This is a genomic window from Pseudomonas sp. CIP-10, assembly GCF_020911845.1.
Taxonomy (GTDB): domain Bacteria; phylum Pseudomonadota; class Gammaproteobacteria; order Pseudomonadales; family Pseudomonadaceae; genus Aquipseudomonas; species Aquipseudomonas alloputida.
Map to the genome: position 1 here is coordinate 5,455,146 of NZ_CP087160.1, position 17,105 is coordinate 5,472,250.

16 protein-coding genes and 1 riboswitch are annotated in these 17,105 nt (G+C 63.8%); of the genes, 5 read left to right on the top strand and 11 right to left on the bottom strand.

What is annotated here, in order from left to right; genetic code table 11:
* Nucleotide 1 precedes the first annotated feature (1 nt).
* The 7 genes from LMH93_RS24630 to LMH93_RS24660 all read right to left on the bottom strand — a co-directional run bounded on the left by LMH93_RS24630 (nt 2) and on the right by LMH93_RS24660 (nt 6,235).
* Nucleotides 2-520 (bottom strand): retropepsin-like aspartic protease family protein, encoded by a 519-nt coding sequence (locus LMH93_RS24630; protein WP_003249490.1) that lies wholly within the window; start codon nt 518-520, stop codon nt 2-4.
* Nucleotides 517-1,503, bottom strand: a complete 987-nt coding sequence (locus LMH93_RS24635; protein ID WP_019752632.1) for an esterase-like activity of phytase family protein — start codon at nt 1,501-1,503, stop codon at nt 517-519. Before LMH93_RS24635 ends, LMH93_RS24630 begins: the two co-directional genes overlap by 4 nt.
* Nucleotides 1,500-3,404 carry a DNA topoisomerase IV subunit B gene (gene parE, locus LMH93_RS24640; protein ID WP_003249486.1) on the bottom strand — a complete coding sequence of 635 codons (1,905 nt, stop codon included), beginning with the start codon at nt 3,402-3,404 and terminating at the stop codon, nt 1,500-1,502. The genes LMH93_RS24635 and parE overlap by 4 nt, the downstream gene beginning before the upstream one ends.
* Before the next feature lie 35 nt (nt 3,405-3,439).
* Complete coding sequence (locus LMH93_RS24645) at nt 3,440-4,048, bottom strand: YqiA/YcfP family alpha/beta fold hydrolase (protein WP_230064700.1); 609 nt, start codon at nt 4,046-4,048, stop codon at nt 3,440-3,442.
* A 240-nt stretch (nt 4,049-4,288) separates the two neighbouring features.
* Complete coding sequence (gene cpdA / locus LMH93_RS24650) at nt 4,289-5,089, bottom strand: 3',5'-cyclic-AMP phosphodiesterase (protein WP_004577397.1); 801 nt, start codon at nt 5,087-5,089, stop codon at nt 4,289-4,291.
* 85 nt (nt 5,090-5,174) lie between these two features.
* Complete coding sequence (locus tag LMH93_RS24655; RefSeq protein ID WP_003249480.1) at nt 5,175-5,627, bottom strand: DUF1249 domain-containing protein; 453 nt, start codon at nt 5,625-5,627, stop codon at nt 5,175-5,177.
* Nucleotides 5,618-6,235, bottom strand: a complete 618-nt coding sequence (locus LMH93_RS24660; protein ID WP_230064701.1) for an NUDIX domain-containing protein — start codon at nt 6,233-6,235, stop codon at nt 5,618-5,620. The genes LMH93_RS24655 and LMH93_RS24660 overlap by 10 nt, the downstream gene beginning before the upstream one ends.
* A gap of 185 nt (nt 6,236-6,420) precedes the next feature.
* Between LMH93_RS24660 and LMH93_RS24665 the strand changes: the two genes are divergently transcribed.
* Nucleotides 6,421-7,167 (top strand): RsiV family protein, encoded by a 747-nt coding sequence (locus tag LMH93_RS24665; RefSeq protein WP_003249476.1) that lies wholly within the window; start codon nt 6,421-6,423, stop codon nt 7,165-7,167.
* Here LMH93_RS24665 and cytX read toward each other — a convergent pair.
* Both cytX and thiC read right to left on the bottom strand, forming a co-directional pair.
* On the bottom strand, nt 7,136-8,419 hold the full coding sequence (gene cytX / locus LMH93_RS24670) for a putative hydroxymethylpyrimidine transporter CytX (RefSeq protein WP_003249474.1): 1,284 nt from the start codon (nt 8,417-8,419) through the stop codon (nt 7,136-7,138). The two genes, LMH93_RS24665 and cytX, sit on opposite strands and share 32 nt — an antisense overlap.
* Nucleotides 8,420-8,584: 165 nt before the next feature.
* Nucleotides 8,585-10,465: a phosphomethylpyrimidine synthase ThiC gene (thiC, locus tag LMH93_RS24675; protein WP_003249473.1), complete on the bottom strand. Its 1,881-nt coding sequence runs from the start codon at nt 10,463-10,465 to the stop codon at nt 8,585-8,587.
* Nucleotides 10,466-10,618: 153 nt separating this feature from the next.
* A riboswitch (TPP riboswitch) is annotated at nt 10,619-10,725 on the bottom strand.
* A 160-nt stretch (nt 10,726-10,885) separates the two neighbouring features.
* On the opposite strand from thiC, the gene LMH93_RS24680 reads away from it, so the two are divergent.
* The gene (locus LMH93_RS24680) at nt 10,886-12,322 is read left to right on the top strand and encodes a TolC family outer membrane protein (protein ID WP_064613788.1); all 1,437 of its coding nucleotides are present in this window, start codon (nt 10,886-10,888) and stop codon (nt 12,320-12,322) included.
* Nucleotides 12,323-12,436: 114 nt separating this feature from the next.
* On the opposite strand, the gene waaA is transcribed toward LMH93_RS24680, so the two are convergent.
* Nucleotides 12,437-13,708: a lipid IV(A) 3-deoxy-D-manno-octulosonic acid transferase gene (gene waaA / locus LMH93_RS24685; RefSeq protein WP_003249462.1), complete on the bottom strand. Its 1,272-nt coding sequence runs from the start codon at nt 13,706-13,708 to the stop codon at nt 12,437-12,439.
* 11 nt (nt 13,709-13,719) lie between these two features.
* On the bottom strand, nt 13,720-14,610 hold the full coding sequence (locus tag LMH93_RS24690; protein ID WP_003249460.1) for a LysR family transcriptional regulator: 891 nt from the start codon (nt 14,608-14,610) through the stop codon (nt 13,720-13,722).
* Nucleotides 14,611-14,696: 86 nt separating this feature from the next.
* Between LMH93_RS24690 and LMH93_RS24695 the strand changes: the two genes are divergently transcribed.
* The 3 genes from LMH93_RS24695 to LMH93_RS24705 all read left to right on the top strand — a co-directional run bounded on the left by LMH93_RS24695 (nt 14,697) and on the right by LMH93_RS24705 (nt 17,102).
* Entirely contained in the window at nt 14,697-15,029 is a 333-nt protein-coding gene (locus LMH93_RS24695; protein ID WP_004577390.1) for a DMT family transporter, read from the top strand.
* 88 nt (nt 15,030-15,117) lie between these two features.
* Nucleotides 15,118-16,293: an NAD(P)/FAD-dependent oxidoreductase gene (locus LMH93_RS24700; RefSeq protein WP_003249456.1), complete on the top strand. Its 1,176-nt coding sequence runs from the start codon at nt 15,118-15,120 to the stop codon at nt 16,291-16,293.
* Nucleotides 16,290-17,102, top strand: a complete 813-nt coding sequence (locus tag LMH93_RS24705; protein ID WP_100773442.1) for an aldo/keto reductase — start codon at nt 16,290-16,292, stop codon at nt 17,100-17,102. The genes LMH93_RS24700 and LMH93_RS24705 overlap by 4 nt, the downstream gene beginning before the upstream one ends.
* Nucleotides 17,103-17,105 lie beyond the last annotated feature (3 nt).

The window sequence follows — 17,105 nt, forward strand, 5'->3', positions numbered from 1 at the left end:
GTCATTTCAGGTTCTGGCGCAGCAGCATGGTGCCACCGCGCTGGGTAAATTCAAGTTGTTGCAGGGCACTCATGCCCAGCAGTACGGTGGCCCCATCCAGGCCCGGCACCACGATGGCGCGTACGTTCTGCAGGCGGATATCGCCCAGTTGCAGGCTGGTCAGGCGCGTGCGGTAACCTTCAGTACGGCCATTGGCGGTGCTCAGTAGCACCGGGCTACCGCGCTCCAGGCTCAGTTCATGAGCCAATGCCTCCGGGATCGCCACATCGGTGGCGCCGGTGTCGAGCATGAAATGCACCACCTGGCCGTTGATGGCACCATCCACCACGAAGTGGCCCTGGCCATTACTCAGCAGGCGCACTTCGATAAAGCCTTGACCATGTTCGGATTGCACCTGGCTGTTGGGATTACGCTGGCTGTCTTCCCACTGGCCGAAAAAACGCGTGGCAAGAAACAGCGCCGCCGCCCAAGCGACGATCATCAGCAACTTGCCCGCGCGCTTGCCCGGCGCCTGGCTCATGGTTTGGCGCTCCAGCCACCTTCCGGTGCGTCGAAGCGCCAGACGACTGGGCGGGTTTCACCGTCGGCACGGGCGCCGTTGTTGTTGTCCAGGCCAATCCAGGCGCCCTTGGCATCGATCACCAGTGCTTCGGCCAGGCCAAACGGCTGCGCGTAGCGCCGTGACTCGACCAGCGCATCAGCAGCGAACGACCAGCAACGCTCGACCTTGCCACTGTCGACATCACGTCGGCACACCCGGTAGGCGTTGCGTTCGAGGGTAAACAGCTTGCCCTCGAACCAGGCCAGGTCAGCGAAGTCGCGCGACAGGGCCCTGGCATTGGGCATCTGCGCGGGTTGCATTTCGACCCCCGCCTCGCTCAGCAGCACGCAACCACGCCCGCAGGTCCAGACCGACTGCTGGCGCTCGATAGCCAGCAGGCCACGGCGCTCACGCTCGGCAGCCAGCCACAGGCGGTCACCCGCGGGGTTGATCGCCAGGCCTTCGAACAGGGCATTGAAGTTCAGCAGCATGCCGCTTGCCCGGGCCTGGCGCACCATGGCCGAGTCGATCCTCAACCAGTCCGGCTCGCCTTCCAGCGGCAATTGCAGCACCGCGGCATGCGCCTCGCTGACCAGATAGAGGTTACCCGCCTGATCACAGGTGATACCTTCGAAATCCAGCTCGCCACCGCGAATGTACGATGCCGCCCAATTGCGCGACTTCAACCCCCATGGGAGGCCGCTTTCCGGGACAGCCGGCGGGGTGAAGGTCAGCGGCTGCGCGCGCCAGGTGGGGTTCTGCTGATCGAAGCGGTAGATACGGTCGTCGTCACGGTCGGACACGCCCCACAACCCGCCCCGGCATTCCACCAGCCCCGACAGGTTGCCACCGCGCATACCGTCGATCGGGTGCTCGGCTGTCATCTTCAGCTCTGGCCAGTTGCCCGCCAGGGAAGGCAGGGCAACCAGCGCCAGGCAAACGGCAAGTACTTGCCGAATCAAACCATGACCTCGGCCAGGTTGCCCTTGGTTTCCAGCCAACTCTTGCGGTCACCGGCGCGCTTCTTGGCCAGCAGCTTGTCCATCAGCTCGCAGGTGGCTTCTACGTCGTCCAGGGTCAGCTGCACCAGGCGCCGGGTATTCGGGTCCATGGTGGTTTCGCGCAACTGCGGCGGGTTCATCTCGCCCAGGCCCTTGAAGCGTGTTACCTGCGGCTTGCCGCGCTTCTTCTCGGCCACCAGGCGGTCGAGGATGCCGTCACGCTCGGCTTCGTCGAGGGCGTAGTAGATTTCCTTGCCCAGGTCGATGCGGTACAGGGGCGGCATGGCCACGTAAACGTGCCCAGCTTCGACCAGTGCCCGGAAGTGCTGAACAAACAGCGCACACAGCAATGTGGCGATGTGCAGACCATCGGAGTCAGCGTCGGCGAGGATGCAAATCTTGCCATAGCGCAGCTGCGCAAGGTCGGTTGCCCCCGGATCGACGCCAATGGCCACGGCAATGTTGTGCACTTCCTGGCTGGCCAGGACTTCGCCACCGTCCACTTCCCAAGTGTTGAGGATCTTGCCGCGCAGCGGCAGGATGGCCTGGAACTCCTTGTCCCGCGCCTGCTTGGCCGAACCACCGGCCGAGTCACCCTCGACCAGGAACAACTCGGCACGCATCGGGTCCTGGCCCGCACAGTCGGCCAGCTTGCCGGGCAATGCCGGGCCCTGTGTGATGCGCTTGCGCTCGACCTTCTTGCTGGCCTTGAGGCGGCGACCGGCGTTGCTGATGGCCAGTTCTGCCAGTTGCATGCCCAGCTCGGGGTGGGCGTTGAGCCACAGGCTGAAAGCATCCTTGACCACACCGGAGACGAACGCGGCGGCCTCGCGCGATGACAGGCGCTCTTTGGTCTGCCCGGAGAACTGCGGGTCCTGCATCTTCATCGACAGTACGAAGGTGATGCGCTCCCAAACGTCTTCCGGCGCCAGCTTCACCCCGCGCGGCAGCAAGTTGCGGAACTCGCAGAACTCACGCATGGCATCCAGCAGGCCCTGGCGCAGGCCGTTGACGTGGGTGCCGCCCTGGGCGGTGGGGATCAGGTTGACGTAGCTTTCCTGAATGCTGTCGCCGCCTTCGGGCAGCCACAGCAAAGCCCAGTCAACCGCTTCCTTGTTACCCGCCAGGCTGCCACAGAACGGCTCGTCGGGCAGGCGCTGGAACTCGTTGACCGAGTCGACCAGGTAGGAGCGCAGGCCATCCTCGTAGTGCCATTCCACCTTTTCGCCGCTGGCCTTGTCCTCGAAGCTGACCAGCAGCCCCGGGCACAATACCGCCTTGGCCTTGAGCACGTGCTTGAGACGGCTGATGGAAAACTTGGGCGAGTCGAAGTACTTCGGGTCTGGGCTGAAGTACACGCTGGTGCCGGTGTTGCGCTTGCCGACCGAGCCGACCACTTCCAGCTCGCTGGCCTTGAAGCCATCGGCAAAGGTCATCTGGTATTCGTTGCCGTCACGCTTGACGCGCACACGCACCTGCGTCGACAAGGCGTTGACCACCGAGATACCCACCCCGTGCAGGCCACCGGAAAACTGATAGTTCTTGTTGGAGAACTTGCCGCCGGCGTGCAGCTTGGTGAGGATCAGCTCGACCCCGGACACGCCCTCTTCCGGATGGATGTCCACCGGCATGCCGCGGCCGTCGTCGCTGACTTCCAGCGAGTGGTCGGCATGCAGGATGACCTGCACCGAACGCGCGTGGCCGGCCAGTGCTTCGTCGACACTGTTGTCGATGACTTCCTGGGCCAGGTGGTTGGGGCGGCTGGTATCGGTGTACATGCCCGGCCGCTTGCGGACCGGATCAAGGCCCGAGAGGACTTCGATGGCGTCTGCGTTATAGGCGCTAGCGCTGGGATTGGCCATAGGGTCTCGTCGTCAGTCTGGTGAATGCAAAAAAGTCAAAATACAGAAAAATCGAGCGCCGCATACTGCCCACGGGCAATGCCGGCGAAGGCCAGCAGTGCCGGCAGGCGCTCGGCGAAGCCCTGGAAGCTGTGGTCGCCACCGGCCTGGATACGCAGGGCACAAGCACGGTAATAGCGCTCGGCGTGGCGATAGTCCAGGGTTTCATCGGCGGTCTGCAGCCACACTTGATAGCGGTCTGCATCGGCCGGGGCCGCGACTTCCAGTTCGGCCAGGGCCTGAACGTGATCGTGGGTCAGTTCCCAGGTTTCACCGCTGTAATGGTTGCGCTGGGTGCCCAGGTAACCGTCGAAATGCTTGTGCGGGGTTACCGCCGGGTTGACCAGCAGGGCCTTGAGGCCATGGCGCTCGGCCAGATGGGTGGCATAGTAGCCGCCGAGCGAACTGCCCACCAGCAGTGGCGCACCCAGTTCGGCGATGGCCGCTTCGAGCTGGACCATGGCTTGCCGTGGGTGGTGGTGCAGGCCCGGCACTCGCAGCTGGTCGGCCAGGCCGAGCTGCTGCATGACAGCCTCCAGCTGACGCGCCTTGGTCGAAAGCGGCGAGCTGTTGAAGCCATGGATATAGAGGATGGAACCCGACATGCTGCCCCCGGAATCTGTGGCTTCGCGCCTGATAATGCGGGCGCAGGGACGCGCAGTGTAGCGCGTTCGCCGGGTTTTGGCGCCGCACAGGGGTTTTAGCAACACATTCTTCAACAGCTTTGAGAGTGCCTGGGGCGCTTTGCGCCCTATCGCGACACAAGGCCGCTCCCACAGGGGTACGCGATCTCCTGTGGGAGCGGCCTTGTGTCGCGATAGGGCTGCGCAGCAGCCCCAAAATCATCAATAGCCAGGGCTATCGAAGTCGAGCTGCACCTCGAAATCCAGCGCCCGCTCCACCCCGGTTTCCAGCCGCCCGTCGGCATGCAGGCGCAACCAGCGGTACCCCGGATGCTCTTCGCTCACCTGAAAGTCTTCGCTGCGCGCCGCGAACTGAATGCAGGTCGACGGCGTGGCCAACAGGCGCCGCCCCCCTCGGACCTCATCCCATTCCTGATGCACATGCCCCCATAGCAAAGCCCGTACCTGTGGATATCCTTCAACGATATCGAACAGCGCCTGGGCATTGCGCAAACCGATCGGCGCGATCCAGGCGCAGCCGATGTCCACTGGCTGATGGTGAAAGCACACCAGGCAATGCCGTTCGCCAGCCTCTTTCAAGGCGGCTTCCAGCACGGCCAGTTGGTCATCTTGCAGAAACCCGTGGGTAGCACCGTGCACGGCGGTGTTGAGCATGACCACCCGCCACGCGCCGATATCAGTCACCGCCTGCACCAGCTCCGGCGCCACCTGCGCCATCACCTGAGCCTCGTCATGGTTACCCGGCAGCCAGCGCGTGGGCACGGCAAACGGTGCGGTCAGCTCACGAAACGCTTCATAGGATGCCACGCTGGCATCCTGGGACAGGTCGCCCGTGCACAGCAGCAAGTCGACAAGCGGCTGCTCGCGCCGCACCTGGGCCACCACGTGGCGCAGGCTGTCTCGGGTCTTGAGGCCCAGCATGCTGCCAGCCGGGTCGGCGAACAGGTGGGCATCGGTCAGTTGCACCACATGCACGGGGCGGGATTGGTCTGGCGGCGACAACGGCCATCTCCTCGAATGGATTCAGCGGGAATTATGGCTGTGCGACGGTGACGAGCAAACACCCGCAACCGACTCACGTCACAATTCAGCGAACACTTGCCAGTTCGTGGCCGCAGGCCAGGCAGTGGCTGAGCCATTCACCCAGGAACAGGTTGAGCTGGGCCTTTTCGTCCGGCTGGTGCATGGCATCGTTCGGATACGGGTAGATGCTGCGCAGGCGCCGGGTGTGTTCGGCGCTGACCACTTCGGCCATGCGCGCATCGTGATACACCTGCACTTCCAGGTGTGGCACTGGCAACCAAGGCAGGCTGTGTTCCTGGCGCACATGCAGGGTGGTGGTGTACGGGCAGGCCAGCACCACGTCGAGCACCAGCACGCCAAGCATCTGGTCACCCTGGGTCATGCCGATGCGGCGCGAGCTCTGGGTGGTGCGCATGTCGGGCAACAAGCGCATCAGCCGGGCGTAGTTGGCCTCGCAGGCTGCCTGCAGCCCGACCAGGTCGACTCGATAGCGCTCGCGCAGCAGGTTCACTTCCACATACCTCTTACTTCGTCACGGTTCAGCGCCAGCCATTGCAGGCCAATGATGGTGGCCGCATTGCAGATGCGCCCGTCGCGCACCGCCTGCAGGGCATCCTCGAACGCCCACACGCGTACGCGAATGTCTTCGCCCTCTTCCTCCAGGCCATGCAGCCCTCCCGCGCCCTCGCTGCTGCAACGGCCGAGGAACAGGTGAACGTATTCGTCACTGCCGCCAGGCGACGGGAAGTAGCGGGTCATCGGCCACAGGGCGCTGAACGTCAGGCCTGCTTCTTCTTCAGCCTCGCGATGGGCAACTTCCTCGGGCTGCTCGTCTTTGTCGATCAGCCCGGCAACCATCTCGATCAGCCAGGGGTTGGCGACCTTGTCCAGTGCGCCCACGCGGAACTGTTCGATCAGCACCACTTCATCGCGCGCAGGGTCGTACGGCAGCACGCATACCGCATCGTGGCGCACAAACAGCTCGCGACTGATCTCGCGCCCCATGCCCCCGGCAAATAGCTCGTGGCGCAGGCGTAACTTGTCGAGCTTGTAAAAGCCCCGGAAGCAATTGGCCCGCTCGATGATTTCGAAGCCCTTGGGCACAGCGTTCAACGCGTCTGACATGGAAATCCTCATTACCTCGAATACTGCTTCGCGCCATCCTACTCCGCACGCCTGTTGGTTTCACCCCTTTCCAGCAACCGCTGGCGCACTCGGGACAGCAGCCCTTCACTCTGTTAGCTTAGTGGCGAACTGAAGGCCGCGCAGACGGTCAAAGGCCGACTTTTCCCTGTTCTGCAAGGATCATCATGACACTTGTCAAACTGACTTCCGTGGCCGTGCTGGCACTCGCTCTGGGCGCCTGCCAGAGCCTGTTCACGCCCAACTACCGGGCCCCGCTCGAGGTCAAGCGCGACGCCTGGGAGCATGTCAAACCCGGCTGCAGCGAGAGCGACTGCCCGCTGGTGAACATCGACATGATCCACTTCCCGGCCCTGCCCAAGCTCGACGGCATCGTCGAAAAACGCCTGCTGCAACTGACCGAAGACAATCAGCATGGCACCGCACCAGCCACCCTGCAGGCCTACGAACAGCAATATCTGGCCAGTGCCGACAAACGTAACAGCAGCTACTTGCAAGCCAAGGTACGCGAGCAGCATGACGGGCTGGTGATCATCGAGTTGTCCAGCTACCTGGACAGCGGTGGCGCCCACGGCATGCCCGGGCGCGGCTTCATCAACTATTCACGCAAGCTGGACAAGGTGCTGACCCTGCAGGACATGCTGGTGCCCGGCCAGGAAGACACCTTCTGGAAAACCGTCGAAGAATCGCACCGTGCCTGGCTGATGAGCGTGGGAATGGACAAGGATGCCGAGTTCGTCAAGACCTGGCCGTTCAAGAAATCGCCGCACGTCGCCCTGACGTACGGCGCGGTAGTGGTCAAGTACGAGGTCTATGCCATCGCGCCCTATTCCATGGGCCACGTGGAACTGAAGATCCCCTACCCGCGCCTGAATGGCGTACTCAAGCCTGAACTGTTTCCCGGCCGCGGCTGAGGCTTAGCAGCCCATGCAGCACACCTGCCAGCAGCAATGCGGGCAGGGTAGCGCCCAGTTCCGGCGCCTTGGCGGCAATCAGGTGATAGGCCACCGCCCCGGCAAACCAGGCCACCAACGCCTGCCAGTGCAAGCCATTGACCTGCGCTGGCAGACGGCGTCGACGGACCACGTAGTGGTCCATCAGCACCACGCCGAACAGCGGTGCGAACACCGAGCCGATCAGCAACAGGAAGTTTTCGTACTGTGCCAGTGGCGCCAACAGGGCGATCAGGGTGCACAACACGCCGATGGCCAGCGCCAGGTGCTCGACCTTCAGCGGTAGCAGCACACCGGTGGAAACCGCCGCCGAGTGGATGTCGGCGAAGGCCTTTTCCGACTCGTCCAGCAGAATAAGCAGCAGCGGAATCCCCATGCCGGCGCCTGCCAGGGCCAGCAGCAGGGCATTGACTTCGCCACTGGCGGCGAACGCCAGCGTGTACGCCACGCCCAGGCTCATCAGCCAGGTGTTGCCGATGAAGTAGCCAACGACCGTGCCGCCGAACACATGCTTGCCATTGCGGGCAAAGCGCGAGTAGTCAGCGATCAGCGGCAGCCAGGACAGCGGCATGGCGATGACGATATCGAAGCCAACTGCCAGCGACATCGAACCATCCCCGGCACGGTTCCACAGCTCCGCCAGGTCAGCCTTGGCGAACAGGTTCCAGGTCAGCCACAGGCAAGCGCCCAGCAACAACCAGATCCCCCAGGCGCGCAGCACCTTGCGCACGAAGGCCAGTGGCCCGCTGACGGCCAGCAGGGTGGCCAGGGCACCGAAGCACAGCGTCCAGAGCATGGGGCTGTTCCAGGCACTGTCCTCACCGAACGCTCGCGCCCCCAGCAAGCTGGCAGCATCGCGCATGACGATAATCTCGAAAGCGCCCCAACCCACCAGTTGCAGCAAGTTGAGCAGCGCCGGCAAGCGCGCGCCATGGCTGCCCAGGCTGAGTTTCAGGGTGCCCATGGCGGACAGACCGGTGTCGCTGCCGATAACCCCCGCCGCACCCAGCAACAGCACACCGACACCGGTGCCCAGGGCGATGGCCAGCACGGCGCCAGCAAGGCCCAGGCCTGGCGCCAGCATGGCGCCGACCTGCAGCACCATCAGGCCGATGCCGAGGGAAAACCACAGTGAAAACAGGTCGCGAGCACCGAAGATGCGCTGCTGGATGGGGATTGGATGGTCGGGAGAGAACTGGCTGGGTGATGTCATGGTTGGCGCTCGCCGGCAATATTGTTGGTGTTCCTGGCGAGGACTTCGTCCTCGTATCGCGACGCAAGGCCGCTCCCACAAAAACCACGCAGGCTTCGAGGCTTGCGCGGTCCTTGTGGGAGCGGCCTTGCGTCGCGAAAGGGCCGCAAAGCGGCCCCAGCGTGCTTAGACTTTGTGGTACAGCTGGCTGCCTTCCTGGCGGAACCGCTCGGCCTGCTCACGCATGCCTTGCTCGACCGTCACATCCACGGCCTCGATCTTGGCAGCGTACTCACGCACTTCCTGGGTGATCTTCATCGAGCAGAACTTCGGCCCGCACATCGAGCAGAAGTGCGCGACCTTGGCCGATTCCTTCGGCAGGGTCTCGTCGTGGAAAGCGCGGGCGGTGTCCGGGTCGAGGCCCAGGTTGAACTGGTCTTCCCAACGGAACTCGAAACGCGCCTTGGACAAGGCGTTGTCGCGAATCTGTGCACCCGGGTGGCCCTTGGCAAGGTCGGCGGCATGCGCGGCGATCTTATAGGTGATGATGCCGGTCTTGACGTCGTCCTTGTTCGGCAGGCCCAGGTGCTCCTTCGGCGTGACGTAGCAGAGCATGGCGCAACCGAACCAGCCGATCATCGCCGCACCAATGCCCGAGGTGATGTGGTCGTAACCCGGCGCGATGTCGGTGGTCAGTGGGCCGAGGGTGTAGAACGGCGCCTCGTCGCAGCACTCCAGCTGCTTGTCCATGTTCTCTTTGATCAATTGCATCGGCACGTGGCCGGGGCCTTCGATCATGCATTGCACGTCGTGCTTCCAGGCAATCTTGGTCAGCTCGCCGAGGGTTTCCAGCTCACCGAATTGCGCGGCGTCGTTGGCGTCGGCAATCGAGCCAGGGCGCAGGCCGTCGCCCAGCGAGAAGCTGACGTCGTAGGCCTTCATGATTTCGCAGATTTCGTCGAAGTGGGTGTACAGGAAGTTTTCCTTGTGGTGCGCCAGGCACCACTTGGCCATGATCGAGCCACCGCGGCTGACGATGCCGGTGACGCGCTTGGCGGTCAGGGGCACATAGCGCAGCAACACACCGGCGTGAATGGTGAAGTAGTCCACGCCCTGTTCGGCCTGCTCGATCAGGGTGTCGCGGAACAGTTCCCAGGTCAGGTCCTCTGCCACGCCGTTGACCTTTTCCAGGGCCTGGTAGATCGGCACGGTACCGATCGGCACCGGCGAGTTGCGAATGATCCACTCGCGGGTTTCGTGGATATGCTTGCCGGTGGACAGGTCCATGACCGTGTCCGATCCCCAGCGGATGCCCCAGGTCAGCTTGGCCACCTCTTCCTCGATCGAGGAACCCAGGGCGCTGTTGCCGATGTTGCCGTTGATCTTCACCAGGAAGTTGCGACCGATGATCATCGGCTCTACTTCCGGGTGGTTGATGTTGGCCGGAATGATCGCGCGGCCACGGGCGATTTCCTGGCGAACGAATTCAGGGGTGATTTCTTTCGGGATGTTGGCACCGAAGCTGTGGCCGGCATGTTGCTCATTCAGCAGGCCGGCGGCGCGGGCCTCCTGCAGCTTCATGTTTTCGCGGATGGCCACGTATTCCATTTCGGCGGTGATGATGCCCTGACGGGCATAGTGCATCTGCGAGACGTTGGCGCCGGCCTTGGCACGACGCGGGTTGCGCACATGGGCGAAACGCAGCTTGGCCAGCTCTGCATCGTTCAGGCGCTGCTGACCGAAGTCGGAGCTCAGGCCTTCCAGGCGCTCGGTGTCACCGCGGGCTTCGATCCACGCCGAACGCACATCGGCCAGGCCTTTGCGCACGTCGATGATCACGTCGGGGTCGGTGTACGGGCCAGACGTGTCATACACCAGCACCGGGGCGTTGGACTCGCCGCCGAAATCGGTCGGGGTGTCATCCAGGCTGATTTCACGCATGGGGACGCGGATGTCCGGGCGCGAGCCTTCGACATACACCTTGCGCGAACGGGGGAAGGGTTGCACGGACTGCTGATCGACTTGTGCCGATTCGCTGAGGTTGATCGCTTTTTCTTGTTTGGTCATCACAGGCTCTCCTGACGGCTTCCTAGCAGTGGAATGTCGGGGTGAACCTGAAACGCGCGGACGCACCCTCTTTGGGTGCAGTGCCGGACATGGGGGTGCCTGAAGCTGTAGCAGCTGTGACAATCCCGGACCTGGCACAAGAGGCTCCCCGGGAAGGCGAGCAATCTTGTTCCCTACGCAGGCGCTAACCTGATCAGGTTCAACGGGATCCGCACCTCTGCGATCTCAGCCTTTGCTTCAAGGCACCCCGACAAGAACATGCGCAGTCTAGACTGGAGTGGTCAGCAAAGCCAAGCAGGTAAATGCGCGGATGATGAAAGGCACACCGAGCGATTGTTGCCGGGTGCGCATGGCACTACACTGGCCCATCGCTCGATACTCAACAGTTCAGTAATTAAATTTCGTACAAGGATTGCCTCTATGCTGCGCAAACTCTCACTGGCGATAGCCGTGTCTTGTGCGTCCAACGGAGTGGTCTGGGCAGCGGACGTGCCTTCGACAGTCAAAACCGATCTGGTCAGCGTCTACCAGGAAGCAGTGGACAACAACGCTGACCTGGCTGCAGCACGCGCCGATTACGGGGCACGCCGCGAAGTGGTGCCGCAGGCCCGCGCCGGGTTGCTGCCAAACCTGTCGGCCGGTGCCGAGATGATGAACACCCGCACCAAGCTGGACGAGCCGTCCATGACGTCCAATCGCAGCGGCAACGCCTGGAGCGCGACCCTGGCTCAGCCGATCTTCCGCGCTGATCGCTGGTTCCAGTTGCAAGCCGCCGAAGCAGTCAACGAACAGGCAGCACTGGAGCTGTCGGCGACCGAGCAAAACCTGATCCTGCAAACCGCGCAAAACTACTTCGCCGTCCTCCGCGCCCAGGACAACCTGGCCGCCACCAAGGCAGAAGAAGCCGCCTTCAAGCGCCAGCTGGATCAGTCCAACGAGCGTTTCGACGTGGGCCTTTCGGACAAGACCGACGTGCTGCAATCGCAAGCCAGTTATGACACTGCACGGGCCAACCGGATCATCGCCGAACGCCAGGTGCAGGATGCCTTCGAGGCCTTGGTGACCCTGACCAACCGTGAGTACACCTCTATCCAGGGCGTGGTGCATAGCCTGCCGGTACAAGTGCCAACGCCCAACGATGCGAAAGCCTGGGTCGAAACCGCCGGGCGCCAGAACCTCAACCTGCTGGCCACCAACTACGCGGTTTCTGCCGCAGAAGAGACCCTGCGTCAGCGCAAGGCCGGGCATGCACCGACCCTGGACGCCGTGGCCAAGTACCAGAAGGGTGACAACGACAGCCTTGGCTTCACCAACCCGGCGCCGCAGCAAAACGTGCGCTACGGCGGCGACGTCGAGCAGACCAGCGTTGGCCTGCAACTGAACATACCGATCTACAGTGGCGGCCTGACCAGCTCGCAGGTACGCGAGGCTTACCAGCGCCTGAGCCAGAGCGAGCAACAGCGTGAAAGCCTGCGCCGCCAGGTCGTGGAAAACACCCGCAACCTGCACCGCGCAGTGAACACCGATGTGGAACAGGTACAGGCGCGCAAGCAGTCGATCATTTCCAACCAGAGCGCGCTGGAAGCCACTGAAATCGGCTACCAGGTCGGTACCCGCAACATCGTCGACGTGCTTGATGCCCAGCGCCAGCTGTACACCTCGGTGCGCGACTACAACAATAGCCGTTACGACTACATCCTCGACAACCTGAGCCTGAAGCAGGCAGCCGGCACCCTGAGCCCGCAAGACCTGCAGGACCTGAAGCGCTACCTGAAACCTGACTACAACCCGGACAAGGACTTCCTGCCGCCGGACCTGGCGGCAGCAGCGGCCAAGAACTTCGAGCGCAGGCCTTGAGGTAGGGGCTGGACCATTCGCGGGCTCGCCCGCTCCCACAGGGATAGCGCAGCCCTCGAGCCATGCATCCATCCTGTGGGAGCGGGCGAGCCCGCGAAGGAGCCAATGCAAAAATCAGCGGATAAGCGCACCCAGCCCCTCGAGCAATCGCTGCAGCGCCCCCTGATTGGCCCGCATCACCGCCCTGCCCGCCTCGCCCATGCGCTGGGCGTCCTGCGGCAGTTCCACCAGACGGCGCACCGCACCGGCCAGCCCGTCAGCATCATCCACCTGCTGCAACGCACCCGCCTCGCGCAGCATCGCGCTGATTTCGAGGAAGTTGAACACATGTGGCCCCATGAGCACCGGCAAGGCCAGCGCCGCAGGCTCCAACGGATTGTGCCCACCGGTCGGCACCAGGCTGCCACCGACGAAGGCAATGTCGGCCAGGGCATACAGGAACAGCAGTTCGCCCATGGTGTCGCCCAGCAATACCCGCGTTTGCGCATCGACCAGCGTGCCGGCAGAGCGGCGCACGGTGGTGAACTGCTCGCTGCACAGCGCATGCACTGCATTGAAGCGCTCGGGGTGGCGCGGCACCAGGATCAGCAAGGCATCGCCATGCACCTGCAACAACTGCCGATGCGCCTGCAGGATCAAGGCATCTTCCCCTTCATGGGTGCTGGCGGCGATCCACACAGGGCGCTGGCCGCCCCCCCACTGTTCACGCAATGCCCTGGCGCGCGGCAGCAGCTGTTCGTCGATCGTCAGGTCGAACTTGATCGAACCGGTGACTTGCACGCGCTCAGGGCGTGCACCCAGGTCACGGAAGCGCTGGGCCTCGGTTTCGGTCTGCACGGCAATCAGGCTCATCTCGGCCAGCATCGGCCGGGTCAGCCTGGCAAAGCGCCCATAGCCACGGGCCGAGCGCTCAGACAAGCGCGCATTGGCCAGCGCCACCGGAATGCCGCGCCTGGCACACTGGTGAATGTGGTTGGGCCAAAGCTCGGTTTCCATGATGATGCCCAGCTTAGGCTGCACATGATCGAGAAAACGCCCCGCCGCCCAAGGCAGGTCGTAGGGCAGGTAGCAATGCTGCACGCGCGGTTCGTTGGCGAACAGGGCGCGAATGCGTTCGGAGCCGGTAGGGGTCATGCAGGTCAGTGTGATCGGCAGCTCCGGGTAAGCCTTGAGCAAGGCACGCACCATGGGTGCGGCAGCAATGCTCTCGCCCACCGATACCGCATGTACCCAGATACCACCCTGGCGCATGGCCGGCAGCTTGAAAGCAAAGCGCTCGCCGATGCGCTGGCCATAGGCCGGCGCCTTGCGCGCGCGCAGGTACAGGCGCAGCGCAACCAGCGGCAGGCCCAGGTGAAACAGCAAGGTATAGAGAGTTCTGTTCATGGCGGCTAAGTCTACCCGATCGCGCGAAGGTGCACTGCAAAGCGCTCGGCCAGCCACTGCGCGGCCGGGCCCAGAGGTTCATCGCGGCGCCAGGCCAGCTCTGCCACCAAGGCCGGCGGCCGCCAGTCGCTGTCCAGTTCGACCATGTGCGCCTGGTAGGTCGGGTACTGCACCACATGCCGGGGTAACCAGGCCCAGCCCAGGCCGCGCATCAGCAGTTCGGCCATGGCGTAGAAACTGTCGGCACGCCATACCTGCGGGCTGATCGCCTCGCCGCCGGGGTAACCGCTTTGTTGTGGCGTGATCAGCAACTGCCGGTGGCGGGCCAATTGTTGGCGGGTGACTCGGCCTTCGCCCGCCAGCGGGTGGCCGACCGCGCACACCGTGACCATCTCCACGCTACCCAAGGCACGGCGCTCCAAGGAAGCCGGGATGCTTTCGTGGAGGAAGAACAGGCCCAGATCGGCGCGCCGCTCCACCAGCTTGCGCGCCACATCGCCCTGGGCTCCGCTGGCCAGTTGCACCTCCAGGAACGGGTAGCGGCTCGCCAGTTCGTCGAGGCTGTCGATCACCGGCTGATACGGCATGGCTTCGTCCTGCGCGACCCGCAGCAAGGCCTCCTGCCCGCGCATCAGGGCCAGGGCGCGGCCATCCAGGCGTTCGCACTGGCGTAACAATTCGCGGGCGTCTTCCAGCAAGGCGCTGCCGTTTTCAGTCAATTTCGGTTGCCGGCCGCTGCTGCGCTCGAACAAGGTGACCCCTAGGTCGGTTTCGAGCAGCGCGATGGCACTGCTGATCGCCGACTGGGCTTTGTGCTGCTCACGTGCCACCGCGGAGAACGAGCGCAGTTCTGCAACGCGCAGAAAGGTACGCAATTGTTCAAGGTTCCACTGCTCGGCCATCAACCTATCTCCCACATTGATAGGTAATGACTTTACCCCATCCAGGCAACGTCTAGAATGCCCGCTCAGTAACGGAGGATCCCGCCATGAATGCCTACACCTACCTCGCCATTGCCATCTGCGCCGAAGTCATCGCCACCGCCTCGATGAAAGCGGTGAAAGGCCTGAGTACGCCGTTGCCACTGCTGCTGATGGTGGTTGGCTATGGCATTGCGTTCTGGATGCTGACGCTGGTAGTCCGCAGCATTCCGGTGGGGATTGCCTACGCCATCTGGTCGGGCCTGGGGATTGTGCTGATCAGTGTGGCGGCGCTGGTGATCTATGGGCAGAAGCTGGATATGCCGGCGATGCTTGGCATGGCCATGATCGTGGGCGGCGTGGTGGTGATTCAGCTGTTCTCGAAGACCGCTGGGCATTGAGAGCCCGTGTGCGGGGCTCGCCGACGATAGGGCCATCTCAGGTATAGCCTGTATACTTGCCAGCTGTCCCAGTCTTCGAGGTACCGCCATGCCATCTGCCATTTCCACTGACGTGCTGATCGTCGGCGCCGGGGTCGCAGGCCTCTGGCTCAATGCCCGCCTGCGCCGCCTGGGCTACTCGACAGTGCTGGTGGAGCGCGCCAGCCTTGGCGGCGAGCAGACCATCAAGTCGCAGGGCATCATCCACGGCGGCACCAAATACGCCCTACACGGCGCCCTGACCGGTGCCTCGGAAGCCATCGCCGACATGCCGCGCCGCTGGCGCGAGGCCTTGGCCGGCAACGGCGAACTCGACCTCGGGCGTACCCGCCTGCTCTCCGATGCCCACTACCTGTGGTCACCGGGCACCTTGGCCGGCAACCTCACAAGCTTCTTCGCCAGCAAGGCCGTGCGCGGCCGGGTCGACCAGGTCAAGGGTGACCAGCTGCCACCCGCACTGCAGGACCGCGCGTTCAAGGGCAAGGTGTATCGCCTGGCGGAACTGGTGATCGATGTCCCGAGCTTGCTGGCCAACCTGGCCGAGCTGGCCGGCGAGTCCTTGCTGGCAGGTGAACGCATCGAACCCTTGCGTGAAGGTAATGCGTTGGTCGGCCTGCGCGTGGACGACCGGGAAATCCGTGCCCAGCGCATCGTATTGAGTGCCGGAGCCGGCACCGAAGGCTTGCTGCAGGCGCTGGGCCTGGATCAGCCGGCCATGCAAACCCGCCCGCTACACATGGTCATGGCCAAGGGCCCGAACCTGAAACCTTTGTACGCCCACTGCCTCGGCGGCGGGCCCAAGCCGCGGGTAACGGTGACCACCCATCCGGCAGCCGATGGCCAGTGGGTCTGGTACCTCGGTGGGGACCTGGCCGAAGCCGATGGCGTGGCGCGCGAGCCTGCAGCGCAGATTGCTGCAGCGCAGAAGGAAATCGCCAACCTGCTGCCCTGGGTCGATCAGAGCCTGGTGCGCTGGGCCACACTGCGCGTCGACCGCGCTGAGCCTGCACAATCCGGCCTGGCACGCCCGGACAACGCCTTCCTTGCCGACCAGCAGCGCCTGTTGGTGGGCTGGCCAACCAAACTGGCACTGGCACCGGACTTCAGCGACCGGGTAATCAGCCACCTGGAGCGCGACGGCATTCGTCCACAAGCACAGGCCGACCTGGCCGACCTCCCACGCCCTCCACTGAGCGTACCGGCCTGGGAGCAGTTGCTGCCATGAGCCTGCCAACCCTGCACGCATTCCATCGCCCGCTGGGCAGCACTGGCCTCACGGTCTCTCCACTGGGCCTCGGCACGGTCAAGCTGGGCCGCGATCAGGGCGTGAAGTACCCCACTGGCTTCACGATCCCCGGCGATGAGGAAGCCCGCCTGTTACTGGCCCAGGCCCGCGAGCTTGGCATCAACCTGATCGACACCGCCCCGGCCTACGGCCGTAGCGAAGAACGCCTGGGCCCGCTGCTGCGCGGCCAACGCGATGAATGGGTAATCGTCAGCAAGGTCGGTGAAGAGTTCGAGGAAGGCCTGTCGCATTTCAACTTCAGCGCTGCCCACACCCGCCGCTCGGTGGAGCGCAGCCTGCGCCGGCTCGAAACCGACCGCATCGAACTGGTGCTGGTGCATTCCGACGGCAACGACCTGGCCATCCTCGAACAGCAGGAGGTCTACCAGACCCTGGCCGAACTCAAGCAGGAGGGCAAGATCCTCGGTTTCGGGCTGTCCGGCAAGACCGTCGCCGGCGGCCTGAAGGCACTGGAGCAAGGCGACTGTGCCATGGTCACCTACAACCTCAACGAACAGGCAGAACGCCCGGTGCTGGACTACGCTGCCGAACACGGCAAGGCCATCCTGGTAAAGAAGGCCTTGGCGAGCGGGCATATCTGCCTGGCCCCGGGCGTCGACCCGGTGCAGGCCAGCTTCGAGCTGCTGTTCGCCCACCCGGGCGTCAGCAGTGCTATTGTCGGCACCATCAACCCGTTGCACCTGGCCCACAACGTGGCCACCGTCGCCCGTATCCTGGGCCAGCATTGAGTT